Origin of the sequence: Paenibacillus glycanilyticus, from assembly GCF_051200795.1 — a bacterium.
Taxonomy (GTDB): domain Bacteria; phylum Bacillota; class Bacilli; order Paenibacillales; family Paenibacillaceae; genus Pristimantibacillus; species Pristimantibacillus glycanilyticus.
Window position 1 is genome coordinate 3,866,397 of record NZ_CP195155.1, and the last position, 24,158, is coordinate 3,890,554.

The 24,158-nt window shown below is 52.3% G+C and carries 12 protein-coding genes; 1 reads left to right on the plus strand and 11 read right to left on the minus strand.

Annotation, left to right across the window (positions count from 1 at the left end; all coding sequences use genetic code 11):
- Positions 1 to 14: 14 nt before the first annotated feature.
- The 8 genes from ACR9FF_RS17820 to ACR9FF_RS17855 all read right to left on the minus strand — a co-directional run bounded on the left by ACR9FF_RS17820 (position 15) and on the right by ACR9FF_RS17855 (position 11,308).
- Positions 15 to 1,175 carry a MalY/PatB family protein gene (locus ACR9FF_RS17820; RefSeq protein WP_435163406.1) on the minus strand — a complete coding sequence of 387 codons (1,161 nt, stop codon included), beginning with the start codon at positions 1,173 to 1,175 and terminating at the stop codon, positions 15 to 17.
- Positions 1,165 to 2,337: a benzoate/H(+) symporter BenE family transporter gene (locus tag ACR9FF_RS17825; protein WP_435163408.1), complete on the minus strand. Its 1,173-nt coding sequence runs from the start codon at positions 2,335 to 2,337 to the stop codon at positions 1,165 to 1,167. The genes ACR9FF_RS17820 and ACR9FF_RS17825 overlap by 11 nt, the downstream gene beginning before the upstream one ends.
- Positions 2,338 to 2,456: 119 nt before the next feature.
- Positions 2,457 to 3,995 carry a gluconokinase gene (gene gntK, locus ACR9FF_RS17830; protein ID WP_435163410.1) on the minus strand — a complete coding sequence of 513 codons (1,539 nt, stop codon included), beginning with the start codon at positions 3,993 to 3,995 and terminating at the stop codon, positions 2,457 to 2,459.
- A gap of 46 nt (positions 3,996 to 4,041) precedes the next feature.
- Positions 4,042 to 5,403, minus strand: coding sequence for a GntP family permease (locus ACR9FF_RS17835; RefSeq protein WP_435163412.1), 1,362 nt, complete (start codon positions 5,401 to 5,403; stop codon positions 4,042 to 4,044).
- 23 nt (positions 5,404 to 5,426) lie between these two features.
- Positions 5,427 to 7,046, minus strand: coding sequence for a response regulator transcription factor (locus tag ACR9FF_RS17840; protein WP_435163414.1), 1,620 nt, complete (start codon positions 7,044 to 7,046; stop codon positions 5,427 to 5,429).
- A complete protein-coding gene (locus ACR9FF_RS17845; RefSeq protein ID WP_435163416.1) occupies positions 7,031 to 8,821 on the minus strand; it encodes a sensor histidine kinase in 1,791 nt (596 codons plus the stop codon). The genes ACR9FF_RS17840 and ACR9FF_RS17845 overlap by 16 nt, the downstream gene beginning before the upstream one ends.
- 5 nt (positions 8,822 to 8,826) lie before the next feature.
- Positions 8,827 to 10,155, minus strand: a complete 1,329-nt coding sequence (locus ACR9FF_RS17850) for an ABC transporter substrate-binding protein (RefSeq protein WP_435163418.1) — start codon at positions 10,153 to 10,155, stop codon at positions 8,827 to 8,829.
- 250 nt (positions 10,156 to 10,405) lie between these two features.
- The gene (locus tag ACR9FF_RS17855; RefSeq protein WP_164775469.1) at positions 10,406 to 11,308 is read right to left on the minus strand and encodes an ArsR/SmtB family transcription factor; all 903 of its coding nucleotides are present in this window, start codon (positions 11,306 to 11,308) and stop codon (positions 10,406 to 10,408) included.
- Between the two features lie 135 nt (positions 11,309 to 11,443).
- Between ACR9FF_RS17855 and ACR9FF_RS17860 the strand changes: the two genes are divergently transcribed.
- A complete protein-coding gene (locus ACR9FF_RS17860) occupies positions 11,444 to 12,955 on the plus strand; it encodes an alpha-N-arabinofuranosidase (RefSeq protein ID WP_435163420.1) in 1,512 nt (503 codons plus the stop codon).
- Between the two features lie 178 nt (positions 12,956 to 13,133).
- Here the strand turns inward: ACR9FF_RS17860 and ACR9FF_RS17865 are convergent, their stop codons facing one another.
- The 3 genes from ACR9FF_RS17865 to ACR9FF_RS17875 are packed head-to-tail and all read right to left on the minus strand — an operon-like array spanning position 13,134 to position 24,141.
- A complete protein-coding gene (locus ACR9FF_RS17865) occupies positions 13,134 to 13,712 on the minus strand; it encodes a hypothetical protein (protein ID WP_435163422.1) in 579 nt (192 codons plus the stop codon).
- A gap of 33 nt (positions 13,713 to 13,745) precedes the next feature.
- Entirely contained in the window at positions 13,746 to 15,920 is a 2,175-nt protein-coding gene (locus ACR9FF_RS17870; RefSeq protein WP_435163424.1) for a Hint domain-containing protein, read from the minus strand.
- Between the two features lie 19 nt (positions 15,921 to 15,939).
- On the minus strand, positions 15,940 to 24,141 hold the full coding sequence (locus tag ACR9FF_RS17875) for a neuraminidase-like domain-containing protein (RefSeq protein ID WP_435163426.1): 8,202 nt from the start codon (positions 24,139 to 24,141) through the stop codon (positions 15,940 to 15,942).
- Positions 24,142 to 24,158: the final 17 nt, after the last annotated feature.

A 24,158-nucleotide genomic window follows, 5' to 3' on the forward strand; every position in this document is an offset into this window, starting at 1 on the left:
CCACGTTCTATTCATTATTTGATTGTCTTCATCACGTTTTCAAGTCTATTCAAGCCTTCTGTCAAAATCGCGCGCGAACAGCCGATATTAATGCGGATAAACCCGTCTCCGGCTTTCCCGTAAGTAGAACCCTCGTTAATCCGAAGACCGGCTTCTTCAAACAATCTGCGGCTGAGCTCCTCTGACCCAATCCCGAGATTTCGGCAATCCACCCACATTAAGTACGTGGAATGCGGCGTGATTACCTTTAGCCTTGGCAGTTTTTCTTGAATATATGAAAGGAAATAGTCACGGTTGGCTTTCAGATAAACCAGCAGCTGATCCAGCCACTCTTCTCCCTTATTGTACGCAGCGATTAGCGCTTCCACCCCAAATGTGTTTGGTTCATGAACGCCTCTCATTAGCAGATCCTTCTTGAATTTATCCTTGTATTCCTTATTGGCGGTAATGATGTTCGCCATCTTTAATCCGGCAATATTAAAGGTTTTGCTCGGAGAGGTACAGGTGATCGAGTTGATCGCGTCTATCGAAGCAAACGGAACATAAGGCTGTCCTTCAAACACCAGATCCCTGTGAATTTCATCGGCTACAACAAGAACCCCATGCTTTTGGCAAATGGCGCTTAACCGCTCAAGCTCGTCCTTCCGCCACACTCTTCCTACCGGGTTATGGGGATTGCACAAAATAAACAGCTTAACGGCATCATCCGAGGCCTTCCTCTCGAAATCCTCAAAGTCGATCTCATAGGAATCGCCCGTATTGATCAGTTCATTCTCAACGATCTCGCGGCGATTATTGTTGATGGTTGTATAGAAACTGTTATACACCGGTGCTTGAATAAGCACCTTGTCTCCCAGGCTCGTAAAAGCTTGAATAATAGCGGCCAAAGCCGGAATAACGCCGGGACTGAAGGCTATCCATTCTTTTTCAATCTGGAAATCATGTCTCTTCTGCCACCAGTTGATTTCCGCTTCATAATAGGCGTCCGGCAAATGGGCATAACCGAATACCCCATGCTGGAGCTTGCTCTCCAATGCCCGAAGGATGGGATCCGCTGCCTTGAAATCCATATCTGCAACCCACATGGGTACAATATCTTTTTTGTCCTTCGCTGAGTCCCACTTAAAGCTGTTCGTGTTTTTCCTGTTAATGACTTCATCAAAATCATACTTCATCTTGCATGCCACCTTTTCTGTTCGCAAACTTCTGCCTAACATATAATAGCACAACTCCCGCCAGCAATGCCCATAACGGAGCCGATATGCCGAACAAATGAAGATGCGAAGCGGCCAGGACAAAGGTAACGGTGGACGGAACGATGTATGGACGCAGCTGCACGGCCGATTTGACTGACTTCATAAAAAGGCCAAGCAAAGGAATACCGGTCATCAAAGCGATAAACGGGGCAGGCAAAATTTGAATCCAACCGATCAATTTCGATGCGAACAACCCGAATAGAATGACCAAGCCGTTAGAGGTTACTGCCGCGCCTATACGTTTCGAGGGATTGCCGGCTTCGGGACTGCTGCAGAGAGCCGTCATCATCCCTCCCACGTTTGCCGCATGCCCGCCGAACAGTCCGGCAGCTACGGAAGCCAAGCCGGAAGCGCTTATGACACGGTTGACCGGCGGATCATACTCATGGCTTATTAGGGCGGTAAGACTTACAGCCAGATCATTGCTCATCACGATAAACGACAAGGGGATTGCAATGGAAAATATAGCGGCAGTCGAAAATTCGGGAATGATCGGCGTGGGAAGCTCAAACGGTAAACCTTGCACAGCCGCCCATGGAAGTCGCTGTTGAAGAAGCAAACCAACAAATCCCATGATCATTGCCCATAAAGCCGGCGACAGAAACCGAGTATAACGAGGAATCAGCCAATACCCGGCTGCGGCCAGGATGCCGCATAGCGGAAGCTGTACGGAAGACGGAATCATTCCCCAGACATAGGATAATAACAGCCCAGCCAATAAGGCATCGATTATAGGCTGGGGAATCAAAGGCAGAGCCCGTCCAAAAATCCCCGTACTGCCAGCCGCAATCATGATGACTCCCGACAGGATAAATCCCCCGGCTAATTCCGGCAGCGTATAGTGGGCGGCAATTGAACCAATGTAGGCAATCCCCGTAATGGAATGCGCTCCCGCAAAAGGCATTTTATATTTAAGAGTGAGTATCGTATTTAACACACCGCCAGCGACATAAACGGCAAAAAACCAAGATAAAAGCTCGTGATCGGACATTCCAGCCCGATCCGCCGCTTGGACAAGCAGGATTGCGCCTCCGGTACAAGCAAGCATGGCGGACATTATTCCCGTAGTAAAAAATCGCAAGGCACATCCCTCCTTCAGCCCATAATAGGACCAAAGGGAAAAACTGTAACCAGCCAATTCGGAGAAACTTCTGCCATCCACCCATAAAAAAGAGCCCGCTCGCGCAGGCTCTTCCTTGTTTAAGTCCACTTTTTCTGATAAGCGGCAATTTCTTTGTATTCTGGCGTAAGCAGCCTGGATACCCGGACGTAGATCCGGCTCAGCTCCTTGTAACGTTCAACGTTGGCTTGTTCAGGCAAATGCTTGTGGGAAGTTCCCATCATACCCGACACGACATGAAGCGAATCCACCTCTCCGATGCTGTACAAGCCTAGGATCGCAGCGCCAAGGCATGAGCTTTCGAAGCTTTCCGGCACATGGACCTCTTGCTCGAAAATATCGGACATCATCTGACGCCACAGCTCCGAGCGGGCAAAGCCGCCGGTTGCCTGGATTTTCGTCGGATGGCCAATCAGCTCCTCCAGTGCCATATACACCGTGAAGAGGTTGAAAATTACTCCTTCCAGCACCGCGCGGATCATATGCTCCTTCTTATGCTGCAGGCCAAGGCCAAAGAACGAGCCTCTTGCATTGGCATCCCACAGCGGAGCTCTTTCGCCCGCTAGATAAGGATGGAACAACAGACCGTCTGCTCCCGCCGGCACGCGCGCGGCAATTTCCGTTAGAATATCGTACGGGTCCTTGCCGAGCCGTTTAGCGGTTTCGGTCTCCGCGGCGCAAAGCTGGTCTCTCAGCCATCGGAATATCATCCCGCCGTTGTTAACCGGGCCGCCAATCACCCACATATTCTCGGCTAACGCGTAACAGAAGATCCGCCCCTTCGGATCGGTGACCGGCCGGTCCGTTACGGCCCGGATTGCCCCGCTTGTCCCGATTGTTACGGCAACGGTTCCCGGCTCAATCGCATTCACGCCAAGGTTGGACAATACGCCGTCGCTAGCTCCTACAACGAAAGGAGTTGAAGCCGGCAGCCCCATCTCGGCGGCCCATTCCGCCTTCATGCCTTCCAGCGCATAGGTCGTAGGCACAGGCTCGGATAACCGCTCGGGCGTTACGCCCGCCACCTGCAAGGCTTCAGCATCCCAGCCGAGCTGGGTTAGATTAAACAGCCCCGTCGCCGATGCAATCGAATAGTCAATCACGTACCGGCTGAACAGCTGATGGAACACGTATTCCTTGATGGAAATAAACTTGTGCGCGCGGGCGAACAGCTCCTGCTGCGTGTTGCGCAGCCATACCAGCTTGGACAACGGAGCCATCGGATGCAGCGGCGTACCCGTGCGCAAATAAATTTGATGGCCGTTCATCTCGTTCCTGATCCGCTCCGTCCACATCGCGCTGCGGTTGTCCGCCCAAGTGATGCAGCGCGTCAGCGGACGGCCTTCGCCGTCAACCGCGATTACGCTATGCATCGCCGAGCTGAACGATACGCACAATACGCCTTCCTCGCCAATGCCGCCAAGGGCAACAACCTGCTTGATCGTGCCAACTACCGCGCGGAAAATCTCGTCAGGATCCTGCTCCGCTACATCAGGCTTCGGCGAGTACAGCGGGTATTCGATCGTATGAGTCGCGATGACTTGTCCAGCCTTGTCAAACAATACGGATTTCGTGCTTGTTGTCCCGATATCCGTTCCAATTACGTAAGAGGAAGCCAATGCTGCTCACTCTCCTTTCTCTCTATCCAATCCATGCCTTCTATCTTTAAACGACGGCGTTCAACGCCATAATGAGCACAAGCGCCACAACGGAAATAATCGTTTCCAGCGCTGTCCAGGTCAGGAGCGTTTCCTTCACCGTCATGCCGAAATATTCTTTGATCAGCCAGAAGCCGGAGTCGTTCACATGGGACAAAATAAGCGAGCCTGCGCCGGTTGCGAGTACAAGCAGCTCCACGTTGGTTCCCGGCATTGCTGCCGCGATCGGGGCCACGATACCCGCAGCCGTCATCATCGAGACGGTTGCGGAACCGGTTGCGATCCGGATCATCGCCGCGATGCCCCAGCCAAGCAGAATAGGCGATACATGCGAAGAAGTAGCAAGATCAGCGATGTAGTCGCCGATACCGGAATCCAGCAGCACGCGGTTAAACGCACCGCCCGCGCCAATAACAAGCAGAATCGTTGCCGTAGGGGCGAGACAGTCATTCGTAAATTTCAATACTTTCTCGCGGCTGATACCGCGGGCAAAGCCTAGGCTGAAGAACGAGTATACCGTTGCGATCAGAAGCGCCACAACCGGATCGCCTACAAATTTCGCGGCAAGGAACAGGGTATCATCCTTCGCAAGGGAGCCGCTTTCCACGAATACGTCCGCGAATGTGGCAATCAGCATCAGGAATACCGGGATCAGAATCGTGATGAGCGTATTAGCAAAGCCGGGCAGTTCGCGGTTCTCATCGGTTTCCGCAAGCTGATCTCCCATTTCCTTCGGTACTTCCTTATGAATTCGTTTGCCAATCCAGCTGCCGTACAGCGGTCCGGCAACGATTGCCGTTGGCAGACCAACGATAATCGAATACAAAATCGTTTTGCCGATATCGGCATTAAAGATGCCAACAGCAGCCATGGCAGCCGGATGCGGAGGCACCAGACCGTGAACGACGGATAAGCCCGCTACCAGCGGTACGCCGATCTTGACAAGCGATAGACCTGTTTGTTTCGCAATCGTGAAAATAAGCGGTACAAGCAAAACGAAACCAACTTGGAAGAAGACGGGAATACCGACGATAAACGCAACAAACATCATCGCCCAATGAACTCTCTTCTCTCCAAACAATCCGATCAAGGTTCGTGCGATCCGCTCGGCGCCGCCGGATTCAGCCATCATTTTTCCGAGCATCGTGCCCAGCGCCAATACAATCGCCAGGAAGCCTAGCGTATTCCCCATCCCGGTCTTGATGGAATCAATGATGCCGGTCTGGTCTTCGGTAGCAATAACAGGCATTCCCGCGGCAAGCCCTGTGCCGATCGCCGTAATGATAAGAGCGACAAACGGGTTAAGCTTGGCAACCGTAATGAGCAGCAGCAGCACAACGATTGCTGCAAGTACAATAAATAGCAACATGGTGTAGTTCCTCCTGAAATGGATTATTGCGGCTGACCGTCGCGGTATTCCTGCGGGGTCATGCCGAATGTTTTCTTAAAGGCGCTGATGAAGGAATGCGGCCGTTGATAGCCCAGCCGGGCGGCAATGACATAGACCTTCTCATCGCTGCGCCGCAGCATGGACTGGGCTTCTTCCATCTTTGCGCGCTGAATGTAATCACTTAAGTTTTCGACTGTTTCCAGCTTGTATACCTTGGATACATAGACGGGATGCAGCTTGACGTAATCGGCCACCGATTGTAGGGAAATATCGCCGGTTACGTTGTCGTCTATAAAGCTTCTTATCCTCTCGATCAAGGAATGCCGATTATCCTTTGTTTCCTTTGCCATATCCTCCTGCAACGCTTTTAGCGTGCGGAAAGCCCATTCCCGGAGATGCTGCACGGTCCGGAGCGGCATGCCGGTTGTCATCCGGTTGTAATCGGTACCAAGTGTTTCGTTTAGAAGACGTCCATTCTTATGGGCGATATAAGCATAGGCCGAAGCCATCGTAAAATAAATTTCGAGCAGATGCTCTTCGGATACGGATACACTGCCCTCCACTCCCGCGAAGATACGCTTATACCTCTCTTCTACCGCTTCCCATCTCGCGGCTTCCAGCAAATGAATCAATGCCGGCGGCTCGTATAGACAGTCCAACGACCGTATAGCCGCAGGCTCGCTTTCCTTCTCCTCCAGACGCATGAACTGCTCCGGCTCCTGCCCGATCCGGTTGCGGAAAGCCGTAATGGATCGGTTATAAAAGCCGGGAACATCTTCCGGAAAAGCTCCAGCGCCGCTTACCAGAACGGATATCTTTCCTTTCAGGTAGACCCCTACGGCGGATTGCAGCACCGATGCCGTACGCTCAAGCCAGCCCGGATCATCCCTTTCCGCTTCATCCTTAGGGGTCAGCAGAAAGATGAGATAATCATGGGCATCCTTCGCATGCCACAGCGAGTAACGACCGCCGAACAGCTCTTCGGCCATATTGGCAACCGCGTATTCCTTCCAGGACATATCCTCTTCGGCAAACTCCCCGAACCGGTCATCCAGCCGAACAGCCATCAGCGAAAATCGCTCCCAATCCCGGTCGCCAAGCTCTAACCGCGACATTTTCTCCCGAAGCGTCTGTCTGCTCCACAGCTTTCCCTGCAGCAGCTCCTGCAACAGGCTTGCCCTTAACAGGGGCAGATGCTCCTTCAGCGTATACGTCATCCGCTGGGCGGAGATCACCTCTTCCCACTCCTGCTTCAGCTTGAGAAGCACGCGTTCCACCGTTGCCAAGAGATCCGTGGTCTTAACCGGCTTGAGCAAATAGTCCTCGGTCTGGAACTGCATAGCCTGCTTCGCATAGTTGAATTCGGAATAGCCCGACAACAGGATGCTTTTGGTCTTCGGCCATTGCCGCTTGATCTCGGAAATAAGCTGCAGCCCCGACATCCCCGGCATGCGGATATCCGTAATGACGATATCGATGGAGAATTGATGAAGCTGCTCAAGCGCTTCCTGGCCGGAATACGCCTTGTACACCTGATCGATGCCCACGGATTCCCAATCGACCGTTGTTGCGAGACGGTCCACGACATGCGCTTCATCATCTACAATTAAGAGCTGGGCCATTCCGTTTCACCCTCCAACCGATCGTTATTCCCTGCCTTGGCATTTGCTTCGCTCTTCAGCCACGCTATTGTAACGACAAGACCTTCTCCATCCGCTGCATGCCGGAAACGAAGCCCCGAGCCTTTTCCGAACCGGCCCTGCAGCCGCTGATGCACGTTCCAGGTGCCGCATCCGATCTCGTCGCCCATTTCCTTCTCGTCTAGCAGTGCTTCCAGCCTAAGCCTTTCCTCGCCGGTCATTCCCGCTCCGTTATCGGCAATTTCAAGAAGGTTATAATCCCCCTCTTGCCTGCCGGTAATGGTGATAAGCCCTCCGCCGATCCGGCTTTCAATTCCGTGCACAATCGCATTTTCGACGATCGGCTGCAGGGTCAGACGGGGAAGCGGCTCCTCTAGCAGGGCATCCGGAACATCGATCTCGAAGGCTAGCCGCCCCATTCTCAGCGTATGGATGTTCAGGTAATGCCGGACAAAATCCAGCTCCTCTCCCACCGTTGACAGCTGATTGTCCACCCTGGTCGTATACCGGTAAAACTCGGCCAGATTTTCGGACATCGAAATAACCGAATCCCGGTCCTCCATCATCGCCGAGTTGATAACAAAGAACAGCGAGTTATACAGGAAATGAGGATTAATCTGCGACTGCAGCTGCTTCAGCGTTGCTTCCCTGGATCTTAGCTTTTCGCTGTATATATCCTCGATCAACCGCTGAATCTGGCCGGCCATTTCGTTGTAATGACGAATCAAGTCATCAAATTCGTTATTAGCCTTATAGCCGATCCGCCAGGACAAATCGCCGCCCTTCATCCGTTTGATACCGGCGATCATCTTGGACAACGGAATCTGAACATTGCGGTAGAGCAGAACGGAGGCCAGCAGCCCGATCAAAACCAGAAAAGCGATTGAGCCGTAGAACCAGTTCCTGGCCTGAACGATAGGGGCTACAATCCGTTCGACCGGTACGTAATCAACCAAATACCAGCCTAACTGGCGCGACTTCGCGTAACTGACCAGATACGTCTGTCCATCCATCTTTAAGATCCGTTGACCGCTTTGTCCGAGGCTCCCGTGTGCAAGCTCCCGAATGACCTTGGCGGAAGACGCTTCCGCATACGTGCTGTTGCGTACAGGCTCCTCATTAGAGCGGAACAGAAACGGGTCGCCCCGGTTCTCCTTCTTGTATACATCAAGCATGTCGCTAATATTCTGGACGGGAAAACGGACCTGAATAACGGCTTCCGCGTCTTCAACCTTTACGGCAGCGGCAGGAACTCCGGTCTCGCGGACGAACGTATCGATCGGATAACCGCGCGAGCTGTCCCGCTCGTAAATCCAATCCTTCTTCATCCTTCTCTCCGGCGATTGGACTTCGCTGCCGTTTAAGTAAATATTCGAGGAGAGAACGAGATTCTTCTCCGGAAAAGCAAAGGTTAAATCGTTGGACCATGAGCTGGATACGCTTTGCAGTCCAAGCTTTTCTGTTACTCTGGCCTGCTCCTTCAGCAAAACGCTTTCCGGCTCGCGTTGGGCGGGAGACAAAAAATCGCGAATATGCGGATCATCGCTTAAGATGACCGGGAACATCGACAAATTTTCCATCGTTCCGTCCATTTGATCCATAAAGAAAACAAGCTTGCTTAAGCTCGAAGAACGCATTTGCTCTTCTACAACGCCGGTTGCAATCCGGTTCGAATAACCGTATAGCAGCACAACGGGTACTAGCAGCAGGATGATGGTGAAGGCAATCTTGTTGAAAATCGACAGTCTGCGCGGCATCTTGGTTACTCCGCTTCCTCATCAAGGAGAGCCTGCAGAGCGGCATTCGCCTGATCGGCCGATTGCCGGATGTCCGTCTCTCCCGTGATGACCATTTGCACGATTTTTCCTACCTGCTCCCGCGCTGCCGCTACGTCAACGGTCTGAGGGCGGTCGTGATCGATGCCACCGTTAACCGTTTGCCGGAATACGGCTGCCAGTTGCTCCGGGAAGCCAATCGTGCCCCGCGGATCCTTCCATACCGACGATCTTGGTCCGGGATTGCCCGCCTGCTGGGTAAGCAGCATGACGGACTTTCCGCTTGCCCATTTGATAAATGCCCATGCCGCTTCTTTATTCGGCGATTTCGGGTTAATGGCAAGCCCCCAGGACGTAATATTGTACGGCATGGAACCTTTTGTCCCCGAAGGAAACGGCGCAAAGCCGACATTTCCCCGAACCTTTGACTCTTCCGTATCCAGCGCGCGGTAGATCGAATTGGCATCGGTGTATAACGCGGCCTTCCCTTGCGCAAAAAAAGCGCTCGCCTGTGGCCAGGACATGTTGATCGCATTAGGCGGCCCGTAATTTCGAAGAAGACCGCCATAGGTCTCGAAGGCTTTGATCGCTTCCGGAGAATTAATCGCTGCTTTGCCGTTCTTGATAAAATCTCCGCCTTCGGAGTAAAGAAACGACGAGACCTGCGTCACAAGCGGACTTCGCTGTCCTCTGGCTACAAAGCCGTAAACGCCTTGCTCCGGATGATTCAGCTTCGCCGCCGCTTCTTCAAGCTCATCGATGGTAGCGGGCACCTCAATCCCCGCTTCCTTCAACAGATCTTTCCGGTAATACAATATTTGCTGCTCCGTCACGATCGGAATGCCGGCTAGATGGCCGTCTACCGTTGAAGAACGGATCGATTGCGGCGAGAAATCACCCAAATTGTATTCCGCATCCTGCCCGGCATAAGCATCAAGCGGTTCAAGCCAGCCGCTCTGGAAGAAGAGCTTGCCTTCCTGCAACGGCCGGTACATGAACACATCAGGCGTTTCCGAGCGCGCCGTGAATTGTACCGTCAGCTTTTGTGTCAGCTGATCCTCGAAATAGCCCTGGATCCGCACATTAATGCCGGTTTCCTTCTCGAACTGGGGAATTAACGGCTTAATGACGTCAACCCAGGGATGGGATCCGGTTACGAACGTAATCGTTCGGCCTTGGATTCCTTCTCCGGGCTTTGCTTCGTTCTCTGCTGAGCCCGGCTGTTTGTCCGGATTGTTACTGTTACTGCATCCGGCTAACGCTGCAACGACCAATAATCCAGCCCATCCGGTCTGTAAGAGCTGCAGCTTTTTCATGCCTTACTCTTCTCTCCTTCAAGCGGAATCGGCCTTGCCTCAAAAAGCAACGTCGATTTGCGTCGAAAAATTTTTATTAAGCATCCTTAACATTACTGGATAGCCGGTTCAGGCGATATAACGAATACTAAACATTGATAACGAATCCTAAAGATCGGCGTTACCTATTATTGCCTGTACGTTCGTTTATCACTCCAAGCAGGCAAATAGAAAGAGGCCGCAGCAGTCGCGGCCTCTTTCGTAAGCGGATTTATACGTAAAAACTTCTAAAAACAATATCCTGATCGTAATTCCCAAAGCCCTTTCCGTATAGGGTTAGTCCTCCCCGTCCGCGTCCGGTATCTTCCGCCGCTATGCGGAAAGTCCAGTTAATCGCGCCGGTCCCGATATCTTTAAGACCTATGTCCGAAATTTTCAAACCGTCGATATACGAGCCGGTCTCCTTGACTCGGAGCACCTTCAACAGGCCGTATTGATTGACGTCGCTGGACCACCAATCCGGAGTAAGCCTTCCCCTCGTTTTCCCGAAATCTCCCGGGCTTGTCCATACGCCAAGCGATTTTCCGTTAAGACTGAAATGAATATCCGACGGCCAATTCTCATTGACGCGAGGAGCCTCGGAGCCGATTTCGAAGGAAATCTCGATCTCGTGCAGCCGCTGATCCTTATAAAGGTAATTAGGAATTTTATATTCTACCCACCCTCTTGCAAGCCACAGGATTCCCGCGTTTACCCTCTCCGGGTCCATGAAGCAGGCCGGATTATCGTACTGTCCGATCATTTTCTCCGTGGTTGCAACCCCGCAGGTTGGCCATGCCTCATAGTCGGTGTAGTGGCCGATTGGCACGGACAGCCCATGAAAGCTTAATGACGATGATACATTGGGAGACAGCTTGATCTGAAGAAATTCAGACTTGATATAACAATACTTGTAAGTTCCTCCGTCAATCCGCTTCATCTTGCTGCCTACAATTCCCGCCTGCTCCAGCTTGCGGATATGGCCGCTGATAACCGCGCTGCTTAGAAACATCTCGGAGGCAAGCTCCTTCACATGGCGCTCCCTCTCGAACAATTTATCAATAATTTTCAAACGCACCTCGCTTGCCAGCGCTTCATAGACAATTAAGGACTCCGCATTGGTTGATAGCATCATTTCACCTCGATAGGATTTTGTTTTTCCAAAATCCTAAAACTTATTGTTGTCTGCTAATACCTATTATGTTACGAATATTATAGGATTTCAACCATACGGATTTTGTTTTTCCCTAATTCTAAAGGAGGCTTTACCATGACTATTCGTTCCAGCATGCTTATTGACAAGAACTTTACCGTCTCCCCTGTTGATCCCCGTGTATACGGTTCCTTTATCGAACACTTGGGTCGTGCCGTCTATGGCGGCATTTACGATCCGGGACATCCGACGGCTGACGGGAACGGATTCCGCCAAGATGCCATTGAAGTCATCAAAGCTCTGCAGGTACCTATCATCCGCTATCCGGGAGGCAACTTCGTATCCGGCTACAATTGGGAGGATGGCGTAGGTCCAAAGAGCGAACGGAAACGCCTGCTCGAGCTGGCCTGGTGGACGACGGAAACGAACGAGGTAGGCACCAACGAATTCGCGGATTGGGCCAAGCTGGTTGGCTCCGATGTCATGATGGCTGTAAATTTGGGGACGCGGGGCATGGATGCGGCAAGAAATCTTGTGGAATATTGCAATCATCCCGGCGGTACTTATTGGAGCGATCTGCGGATCTCTCACGGCTACAAGGAGCCCCACCGCTTCAAAACCTGGTGCCTGGGCAATGAGATGGACGGTCCGTGGCAGATAGGCGCCAAGACTGCCGTCGAATACGGACGGCTTGCCAATGAGACCGCAAAGGTAATGAAATGGGTTGACCCGTCGATCGAGCTTGTTGCCTGCGGCAGCTCCAGCAGCGGCATGAGCACCTTTGCAGACTGGGAAGCTACGGTGCTTGATCTTACTTATGATCAAGTGGACTACCTGTCTCTCCATACCTACTACAATAACAACAATAACGATACGGCGAACTTCTTGGCCAAATCGCTCGATATGGACCAATTTATCGACAGCGTAGCCGCGATCTGCGACTATGTAAAAGCGAAGAAACGCAGCAAAAAAACAATCATGCTCTCCCTCGACGAATGGAATGTATGGAACACCATCGGCACAAGCCGCGCCGACGAGCGTTGGCAGATTGCTCCTCCGGAGTTCGAGGATGTGTACACGCACGAGGATGCTCTTGCGGTTGGCTGCTTCCTGATTACGCTGCTTAAGCATGCTGACCGTGTCAAAATGGCTTGCATCGCTCAATTAATTAACGTTATCGCCCCAATTATGACCGAGACGAACGGCGCGATCTGGCTGCAAACGACCTACTATCCGTTCCTGCACGCCTCGAACTTCGGACGGGGTACGGTGCTGCAAGCCAATATCTCCTCGCCGAAATACGATTCCAAGGACTTCACCGACGTTCCGTATCTCGAAGCGATCAGCGTCTTCGACGAGGAGCAAGGTCTAATCACGGTGTTTGCGGTTAACCGCCATCTGGAAGAGCAAATGGAGCTTAGCCTGGACCTCCGCAGCTTTGGCGAAGTAAGCGTAATCGAGCATATCGTCATGGAAAGCGAGGATTTGAAAGCCACCAACACCAAATCCAATCCGCGCAATGTCGTTCCGCATGCCGGAGGACGCACGACGGCAGATAACGGCAGCGTTCAAGCGATCTTAAACAAAGCCTCCTGGAACGTGATCCGCCTGCAAACCAAAAAAGGATAACCCCTTCCGCAAGAGTATCCGCGTATGAAAAGAGGCAGCCGAAACCGGCTGCCTTTTCCTTATGTATTTAACGTTAGTTTTTTGCGAATAGATTATTTACCAACTCAAGCAAAACTACGAAAGCTGACGCGGTTAAATACCGGCGTCAGCTTTCCGTTTGTACGAACTATAATAAGAATTAGACCGGAATAGGCTCTTCCCAGCGAGTCATTCCGGCAAGCTCCGGATGAGAATCCGGACAGGATTCCGTCGGTAGCTTGGTTTTTTTGGATAGAACGCAGCCGCATTTGCCGCAGATCTTCTCGGCAATGCCGTCGTTTGCCGCTGATTTGGACAAAGCGTTGTAAATCAGCTTATCCGGTTTGCTCTGACTGTGAGGGCATGCCATGCAGGCATCCATCCGCTTGCGGTATATCTCGTCCTCTACCGTAGCAAAGCCCGCTTTGGCCCATTTCCACAAAGCATGCCCCACCTTCTTGGCGAGTTCCATATTGGAAGGGGTTCCTTCAGCGGATTTTGCCTCCGTCTCCGCTTCTCCCGCCGTATCCACTTTAGGAGGATTACTGAGCAGATAGTTCAAAAACATCTCCGATCTTCTTGCGGACAATAAATTATGCGCATAGCTGGGATCATGAACAGCCGCGAACAATACCTCTTCCGATACCGGGCCTTCCAAACCCAGGATACTGCCGAATTGCCTGCACTGTTCTTCAATTGTCCCTGTGAATGCCCCCATCTCTGGAGCGGCTGATTCCATCTCTTAAGCCCCTTTCCCGTTGTTATTAGGCCGTTATTTCAACGTAACTTCTGCCGTCGAGGAGTCCGGATCCAAGGTTGATCCGATATCCGACGTTAATGCTCTGGAGACGGACACGGTATACGTGACTCCGCGCTCTAAAGAAACCTTCAGCAGTACCGACGAATTGCTTTTGCCCGGCTGCGCATCCGTAATAACGGCGTTAGGCGTAAACGAAAAATCGTCTTCATCTGCCGCATGGATCGCTTTTACAGCCGTATTGAAATGCAGCTCAACGGTGGATGCGGCATGCAGCAAAACATAACGAACCTCCTCCGTAAGCAGCGTCCTGATTTCGTCAGCTTGATCGGCGAACAAGTACGATAAATCCGTTGCTACCGTGAAATCCGCCGCGATCAAGCCAGCCGTATCTACAATGCTTTTATCCTGCAGCAGCTTGAACGCCGCCGCCGCAAGGTCGGCCGTAATATCCGCCGTCATTAGCGAAGCAGCGCTGATTGCCGGTCCCGTTACCGTTGCTCCGGTAACCTTCAGTCCATTCAGTTCCGGACCGCCAATTCCGTTCGGCGGGAAATTCATGCCGTTGCCCGCTTCAACCGCATCCATCCTTGTTCCCGTAGTCGGCTGGAAAGGATCGGTCTCAAATGCGTCATGCAGCGAGACGTTAATGTTGCCGAAAATTACTTTTTGAACCTGCTCCAAGGCGCTTGTCATCAACGGCGCGTAGAGGTTGCCGAAGAACATATTTTGCAGGATCGCCGGTGTATAGTAATCGCTCATGCCAACCGTCGTGAAACCATCCGTGTTCAGCGGCGCACTCTTCTGAAGACGGCTTACCATATTTCCGAGAATAAAGGCCATGCCTTCCATGCCGAGACCTTTAATGCGTGTCAATCCGCCGGATAATACAATGTATTGCTTGCCATATTGGGTAAAGGCATAGGCATTGGGCTCCAGACGGCCGATGTCGTGATAGAACGTAATGTCCGGGTAGAAGCCCTGGAACAGATTCACCAGGTATTTCACCATGGCGTTGCCGATGCTCACTTCCGTAAAGCCCCATCTATCCGCTTTATCGTTCACGTCGGTAGCTTGCAGAGGGCTGATGAAGCTAGCCGCGTTGTCCGGCACAAACGCCACGTTGGAGCCGTGAACGTAAAATTTGCTGAGCTGCGCTGCCGCTTCGGGAGTAGCGGCTACCGACAACGTATCCGCACCCGCTTTAAGATTTGGAGCGCTAAACGACAAATAATTCCCGGCAACCAGATGTGCATGGGCTGCTTCGTACTCTTTCGTGCCTACGATCGGAAGATCCTCGGCATCCTCCAGCAAACCGCTTCCTAAAAGCTCTCTTTGATGAATTTGCAGATTGAAATCGCCGGATACAAGTCCCTCTGACAGCAGCAAGTGCCCGTCAAGTGTCCCGTCGAAAGCAACATCGGTAGCGATATGGTGCACGCCGCCCTTATATTCGCCAATGCTGATTTCATGGATCTCTACTTGCGTATTGTTATAAGAGACTAGCAGGTCCTTGCCAGGTACAAGCCGGTCGGCGCGCTTCAGCTTGCCGCTTGGCATAAGAAACAGATGATCCGGCGTTACGATGATGCTGCCATGACCGCCGAAGCGGATGTAGATCATCGCCGGCTGATGGCTTTGGGGGCCTGTACCACTGCTGAAGTTAAGCTTAGCTTTCTTCCACTCCAGCTGCAGCCCTTCCGAGCTTTGCTTCAAGCTCGCGGTAATGACTTTATCCCCAACGATGAAATTCTCGATCGCTTGAGAGCCCTGCGGCGTGCCGATTTGCGTGCCGTGCGCAAAGCAGGAACAGCAGCAATAGCAGGTAACGACGTTCCACGTTTCACCCAAGCTCATGCAGCCTCGGTTGCCAAGCGTTGCATGGCTCAGGTCGGAAGGATTGCTTGTATTGAAGCATACTTGCGCCGCGTACGGATACAGGTAGTCATGCGGAGAACAACCGGGAATCGAATGCCCGTTAATGTCGGTGCATTGGCACAAGCGGTGAGCTTGAGGCGTGAAATTGACGTTATCCTGGCAATGCTCCCCGGGACATACCAGGTAGAACGGCTTCCCGAACTGAAAGTTGTTGTTATTAATGTCTTGAATATTCACCTGGGACCAGTTCACGTCCGTCAAATTTTTCGCCGCGCCCAAGTTGATTTCAAGAGAGCCTAAACAATCCATCATTCATAACCCCTTTATTGGTTTAGTTGGTTGTGCTTGTCTTCGCGAATACATTGGACTGATAAGTAATAATGACCGTAAGCCCTGCTAACACATCCTGATTTAATGCTCCATTAAGCAGAAGAGCCTCCGGCGTATTGGATAATTGAAATTGCAGGACGGCATTGAAGCCGGTTCCAGCGACATTGCTTAAATCGCAACTGCCCGAGTTGTTCGTGACGTGAATCGGAGCCGCAGGATTATCCCCAAGCATCAAGCTTAAAAACGGCGAATTCGCATCCTTATCCGACACGATTGCTCGATTGGACGTCTGTACCAGAACCGTAGCTGACAATAGACTTACATCGGATAAATGAGTCAAAATCGTCCGGTCCGCGATTGGGAAGCTGATCTGCTGCACGCCTTGAGCCGCAGGCGGACTAAACAAAGCAAACCATTCGCTTGGGTAAGCTTGCTTCAGGTCAATCACTTTTGCCGGCGTATACGGGTAAGGAGCGCTGTCCGCATGCAGCAGCTGCCGTACCTGATTGGCAAAGCTTGTTCCGCCGTCTTTTGCCGTGTATTGAATTTTGACGATTACATCCGAAATATTGCCGAAATCGAAACGGTTCGTCTCCGGCGGCAGGCTCAGCGTCCACGAGGATACGGCGCCCGTCCCTTCGAACGGCAAATACCTGTCGTCTCTGAAATCGAGAACGAACAACCCGGAATCATTCATCCCCTTGGTTACGGCAACCTGCTGCGCGAGTTGGCTTTGCCTTAACACGTTCGTTTCCGGTAACGGATTAGACGGATCGAGGAGATATTTGACCCCCGAGATCTTCTCGTCCGATTGGACGATTACCGAATTGCGGTTTTGAACCAGCATCGCGTTGATGTTCTGGTAAGGTCCGACAACAGCCGGAATGGATATCGTGATGGATTTGATCTTGCGGCAGTAGTGACCCGGGAAGTCGAAATCGAACAGCTTCTCGCTGAATTCGAAATCCAGCTTGCCCTGCGTCCCTGCACCGCCCTGCATCCCCCCTTTAAAAGCTATAAATTTAATAGGATCCAAGCTTAGCAAGGAAACCGTCTTTTCCAGCTCCAAATCTCTCGAGTTGTTGAACAGGTAGGCCTTCTCCATCTGGTTCAAGGCCAGAAGCAGCCCCTCTCCGGCAAGAAGTCCCCGGTGGAGATTGTCCCAATAGTCGAACTGCAGGAATTGATCCTGCCGCTCCAGCTCGTACTGGTAAGCCGCTTGCGCAGCCATCGACAAATCCATTGCCAGCTGATAGCACTGGAAATAGGTTGTTGACAGCCGGCTGATCATCCATTGGTACAGCTCTTGGCCGGTAAACTTGCCGCGCAGGAATCGCTCGACTTCATCCTGCTGCTTCATCGATTGCTGATGGATCTCAAGCTCCCGCCGCAGCATGTCCGCGCGAACTTTGGATCCGGCAATTTGCTGGTCCAGCTGCTTTACTTCGGAGGCCGCTACATCCCGCTGCAGTCCCCACTCCTCCCGGCGGCGCACGTATTGCGCCCCGGTACTGATCAAGCCGGCGGCTTTATCCAATCCGTTTGCGGTTCCGTCCACCATGGCGGCGCCGGCATTTACCGCATCGCCGAATTGCATGCCGCCATCCGCCAAGCCGAATATGTTCGGCGCCAGATAAGCCCCGATCGACAGTCCGTGAATGGCAACGGAGGCCACCTGAAGATTAGCCGATACCCCTCTTAAGGTTAAATCTGTAATTTCAAGCCCGTTGATATTCTCGTCATACAAGGAGCTGTAATGATTCTGACGGAACAAGGCATTTGCCCGGCTTTCCGTTAAGGACGCAACCGTGTCCGCAATCTCCTCCAGCTGCTTCTCCTTAATCATTGTCGTGAGATTAAGAATATTTTTCTCATGCGTGCTCTGCAGGAGCGCCAGACCCTCCGCATCATTCCTCTCAAGCGCAGCTAGCAGGCTTCCGCCAAATTGCGTTAACGTTCCCGCGATCGATTTGGCTCTATCCAGCAGGAAAGCGAACCGGTAAGGTACTCCTTGATTTACCGGCGTAAGAGCCGAGAGCGCATTCACGCCCGAGCTGACCATGCGGATTAATTGGGCAGGATCAATCGGCGGCTCGAACAAAGCGAGAGATTGCGGTATGCCCTGGATGTTGAGACAATGACGGATTTTGAACAGCCTGTCCTCCACCCGGTCCCAATACCCGATAAATTGCCGGTTCTCCGGTACACAGAAATAGGTGTCCAGCGCATTAAACGGAGAATATGCCATTAAAGCATCGCCTGCAGGCGCCTCCTGCTCCAACGCGATGAAAAATTGCGGAATGCCCTTCTGGTACTGCGCAAGAAGATCGTTAAACGTTTTGGGCTCCGGCTCAGGGAATTTCCCCAGATCCTCCGGTCTTGGTCCCAGCAGATCGTAAGCGTACACGTACATCATCGTGGCCGTTACAATCGATTCCCAGGTGTATTGCGCAAAGTAGGAATCGCCCCACTGCAGAAGATTGTCGATATAAGCCATCACTACCGCTTTCTCATAAGCGCCTATGCGAAGGCCGGCTATGGCGTCGGGATCAAACGGATCCATGTTGTAGGCGTCAATCTCCTGCGGATTGGTCAATTGATCCTTAAGAGCTTCCAACGTATGGTTGCGGAAAGGATTGAACTGCCAGAAGCGTGCATTCGGGTTGCTCAATTGGTCGTTCAGAAGCCGGTTCCGGACCGAATCGATCTGCTTGTCGTCCAGAAAGGCGAATAGCTGGCTGATCGGAGTTGCTTCCGAGAAATCCGAGCTTACGGCTCCCTCGTCCGTAATAATCTTCTGATCGGCCAGAATCTTGTAAATGCGCTGAGAGCTTGTGAGACCAATCGTTGACGTCTGGAAGTCTCCCGGGCCGATCTGCAGCGGCTGCAAGGTTGGGTTGAAAATGTACTGGTACCACTTCTCGGCATCTTGATAGCTTTGATTGGTCTTTAGCAGATCCGCTATTAAATAGGGGGCATGGAAGAACAGCTCCCAATAATAGGTCTTGTAAGCCCCGTCGAAATCAACCTGCGCTCCGTCCGCAGCAGCCGGCGCTATGACAAAATGGCTGTCGAACTGAAATCTCTTGAACAGCAGCTCCGCTTCAACCGGAATTTGCTGCGACTCCAGGCTGAGCAGCGCGTCAATCCCGCCGGTAAAGAGCGCGGAGCTAAGCCGGTGAACGGCTGCTGTCGTCAGGCGGAACGCAGTGAAATTGTATTTGATGCTTCCAATGCCGTCCTTGTTCCGGTCCAGGAAACCGACGGACACCGGGAATGGCCACTGGTACAGCGTATCCATGACATGACGGACCTTCAGATTCTCGTTTGGCTGACCGTCCAGCAGACCTTCTATAAATTCGTTTAATTCATAGAAATCGATATCCGCCATAATTCTGCCGTTAGGATCCAAATATCCCGATTTGACGAGCTGCTGATAGACGGTTTGGGAACCGGAGGCTTCTATATCGATCGGCGCCGGAGCCACGAAGGACTGCTCCATAAACATGGGACTGTTCATCAGGATGTTCACAACAGCCGAAGTATTGGCAACAAGCTGCGGCTGCAGATACTCCGTCAGGCTTTGGGCATCCGAGTCGTTTTGCAGGACCCCATCCTCATCCAGAAATCCTCCTTGCGCGAGCAGATTGTAGATCGATTGAGAGCCGTCTGCGTTAATGTCCAGATTGGACGAAATAAATGAAGCAGGCGTGAATATCGTATCCGGGTTCAGCAGCGCCTCGCTGATTGCGGGCACATCCAGCTCCTCATCGATATCCATAAGCAGGAAGGCTTCTTTGTCTCCTTTGAACAAAAAGGCAGCAGGATGGTTCTTTACGGTAAGCACTTCGTATTCATTGCCCCGCATATTGCCGGATAGAGATACCGTTCCCGTAGCCCCGCTGATCTGCTGCAGCACATAAGACGTTTTCGCCGGGATATCCGCCTGTCCGGACAGATAACCACCCACGTCCTTCACGAGCTGGACAAAGCTGAAGGAGCCTAGAACGAGACCTCGTTCGTTGATGTAGCCGGATTTGATGAGGCCGTTCCAAACGACCGTTGACTGGGCGGCATCCATGCCAAGCGTTGCCGAGACAAAAGAAGCTTCATTCAACCGGGATGCCGCAACAACTGGCGAAGGAGTCCGGATGGAATCCGCCGCATAGTTGTCGTAAACGATTTGGTTCGTGTCAACCAGATTCAGCCTGCCGGAGCTGCGGTCGATTTCGGGCCGGAAATACGTCTGGCTGATTAACGCCTCTTTCCCCGCTATGATGTACTCGTCCGGGTTTACGATAAAACCGGGCTGCAGGTCATCGTTCAATACGATAGGACGGAACACGGGCAGGAAGCCGGTGTGTCCGACATTTTTAGCCAGAACGAACTGATGAGTCACTTCATACAACCGGTTCTCGAATTGCTGCAGCGCATCCGCTCCCGTTTGCGGAGCCGGCGGCATCGCGAATGCGGACAGGCCTCCAATATCAATCATGGGACCTAAGAAGATTACCAGCTTCTCGAACCGGTTAGCCCCGACATTGGGAGTAAGATAGTTATTTCTTTCGATCTTGAGCGGATACACCTTGTTCCACCACAGCTGCGAGGCATCGAATTGGGAAGCGTCGAACAGGGTCTTGACCCCGTCCAGATTCATAAAGGCGCTGTTATTCGCCGAAATGACCGTATCTTCCGCCAAAGTTTGCGGGGCTACCCAGCTGCCGCTGAAGTTATAGAACGTATACCGGATCGTTGCTCTTACCGATCGCTGCCCGGCTGAGCCGGTTCCGTTATCCCTTACGGCCTTCTGCTCCACCCAGAACAGAAAGAGACGGTTGAACGCATAAACCGGCGACACGGTATCCGAATTAATCGAAACCTTGATCTCGTTCCATTCCGACCACACATTGCCTTCATCCCGCGTCATGTAGTAATACTTGTAAGGCTGTGTCTCTGTCCTGGCAAAAAGGTACGTCACCTCCGCATGGTCATGCGTCTCATCCGTAACGTGCGTATGATAGGTGTCGACGACCTTCAGCTTGGCCAGCTCGGCGAAGCTGTCCAGGTACCTGCGAAATGCCGCTTCTACTGTGTCCCTCGTTATATCGCCCTGCTTCAGCGTATTCTGGAAATCGGTGAACAGAGCAGTCCTGTTCCTCCGGTAGGACGGATTAATATAATTTTCCGGATATAAAAAGACTTGGCGGTTCGCTTCCCATAGCCGGTAGTTGATCATCCAGCTCCACCAGACCTCGGGAATATCGAAATGAATGACCCCGGGCTCCAGCCGCTCCCTGCATCTCTGGAGATACAACTGAATGGCGTTCAACGCTTCTTTGATATAAGAGATCGTTGCGCAGCCGCTCATCTCCACATCGATTAATAAATACTCGTACAGATTCCGGCTGTTTTTGATCCATCCCAGATCATCCTTTTGCGACAGCGCATTCAGTGCGGTTGACAGCAATGCCGTCCTCTGCTTCTCCTGAACGGCCCCGTTCACCTGGAGGAACAAGCTGTCCCAATCGTCTCCTCCTAAACGCGCTCTAAGCGCTAAGAGCAGATTATCCGCCGCTTTCCCGTAATCCGCCCAATGCGTTGCGGCATCCTGTCCGGCAAGTCTGCTTACGGCTGACAGAAGACTAAAGCCGGCTCCGGTTGCATGCAGGATTCCCGTCACCTTCTGCAGCAAATACAGGCGTTCAATGCGGGATAACTTAGGGAATAACGCAAATAGGGAAGTCACTTCGTTATCCTCTAGACCGGTCAGAGGGGCAATGGCAGCGGACGCCTCACTGTCCGAGTCGGCGCTCAAGTAAGCGGCAACTGCTCCGTTCACATCGCCAAAGACCGCCTGCAATTCCTGGTAAGCATACAAATCAAGCACATTTGCCGCGCTCAGCTCTGACGGGTCTGCAATGCCTAATGCGGTAAGACTGCGTTTGATCGCGGCAAGATCATCGCTTGCCAGACCGAATCTCCTCGCCAGTACAAGCCACTGCGACAGCTGCTTTATTCTCGCTTCAGCCGCAGCCTGCATCTTCGGATCCGTGAAGACGGCAATCATATCGGTATAACCGAGCAAATCAATCAGGCTGCTAATTTGTGCGGTTTGAACATGGAACAATGCCGCAATCTGTCCAACCAGCTTTAATTGCTGATTCTTTGACACCGTGTCTGCATCCGGATTCGAACCTGGGTTGGCGATTAGCTTCGGCAGAGTGCCGAGCCATCCGCCCAAATCGGCGGAGCGGTACAACGGATCGACATAGTCGGATACGTTGCCGTTCACCACGTAGTCCAGCTCGTAGACGTTTAGTCTCGACCGCTTCAACCGGTCCGCATTCTTTTTCAATAAGGTCCACGCGTCCATCGCAGACAAGGGAGTTAATGGATTAAACAAAGCAAGCAGCATCACAAACTGCGCCATAGGCATGCCAAGCATGCCGCCAAACACGGAATAACGGTAAAGCATCGACAATCGGCCTACGGTTAACGCTATTTTCGCCTGCTTGTCGAACAACGCTGCCGCCAGCTGCTCAAGCTCGGCTTGTTTCAGCTTCAGCGCCGCGGCAATGCGGGAGGCGAGCCTCATATTGTCCGCATCCGCCGCACCGATCGTCCAATACAAAAGGTCGTCCGTAAACATCGGATTAAAGGCATAGCTGTCTTTCCCTTCGTCCGCGGGATGGTAGGTAGCCGATTCCGGTCCGTTAAAGAGCTGATCGAACGCCATATGGGATACTGCAGAATCGCCTTGTCCATACGTCTTCACATCGAAGATAAGAGCGCCGGCCTGCTCGATGGACAAATTCCATTGCTCCATCGCCGTCATCAGCTTCGCAAGACCGGTTAATGCCGCGGCATCCAGCTTCGGAACGCCGGCATTTACGCATTGCAGTGCCCAATCCAGATCCGTATAGCTCCAGCCGAGCTTGCTGCTCAGCCTCAGGAACCGGTGGATCCGGTCCAGAGCGTCATTGGTTAGATAATCGATCCTCAAGGCAGCACCTTGACTGTTGATCTGAAGGGGTTGGGCAAGCCCATAGTTCATGAAGAAGGATTTCGTAAGCCCGGCTTCGATCTCGGCTGCGGAAAGATCCTGGTTGAACAAGGCCTGGAGCTGCACCAGCGTTATTCCGGTTCGATCGCAAAAGGTCTTCACGTCCGACAGCGTTGTAAGGTCGGTTACGCCGTAGAAGGTCTTCAACTGCGTTTCATCCGTTACGGGCGAGGAAATCAAACGGAATTCCTCCGGAGACAGGCCTAGCGTTTCAGCAGCCGTTCCCTCTTCAGGTGCGCCAAATACCGCAAACAAGTCCCGGAGCCTTACGTTCATCCGGTTCAAATAAATCCTGATCAGCTCCAAATGATAGTGAAACGGCAGGTTAAACGGATATACCTGTGCCGCCAGCTCCTGATACAGATCCCCCTCCACATCCATCGCCGACCGGACGGCTGCTTCCAACCTTTCATTAACAACCTGCAGATAAGGCATCGTAGTGTTCGTATTCTCGCAGGTAAGCGCTAGGTTTGCCAGATCCGGCCGACGGGCTTCCAACGCCATATTGGCTGGGATGGTCGACTGGTTCGGTACCGTGATGTTTTGGTTGACAATGCGCATGAGATCAACCAGGTAGGCTGCCGGGCCAAAGATGGATTTGCATTCATCGCACTCGCAGTAGTTCAGCGATCCGAAGATCTTCTGATAATCGGGAAGCTGCTCATAATGCTGAACAACCGCTTCGGATATGTTGTTTGCTGCGAAGTTTCTCGTATGGGGCGCAGACAGCTGGGTGACGGAAGCCCATTCATGCATCAACTGAGCCTGAATGTGCCTCGCCCTCTCATGAATGGCGGCAGCTTGAGCTTCACCGTTCTCCCCCAACAGCGGCCCATAAGTACTTACGAAATGCTCCGGATTGACTGCAGCGATCTGAATCGCCGAATGCAGCGGAGGTTGTCCGTTGCCGCTGCCGCCCATTAATATACCGGCTGCCTGAGGATTATTGGTTAGTCGGAGCAGTCTTTGGTAGCCGCCAAGCAAATGCAGAGCCTCCGCATGTTGTTCGCCGGAACCGTTTAAAGCCTCTGCCGATGCCGCGTCCGCAAACGGAAAGCCGGTTACATCGAAATTCGGGTTATTGGCGTAAAATTGCGCCACCGACGGATGAGTATCGCTTAGATACGATCGAATATCCATGTATAATATGGTCCTCC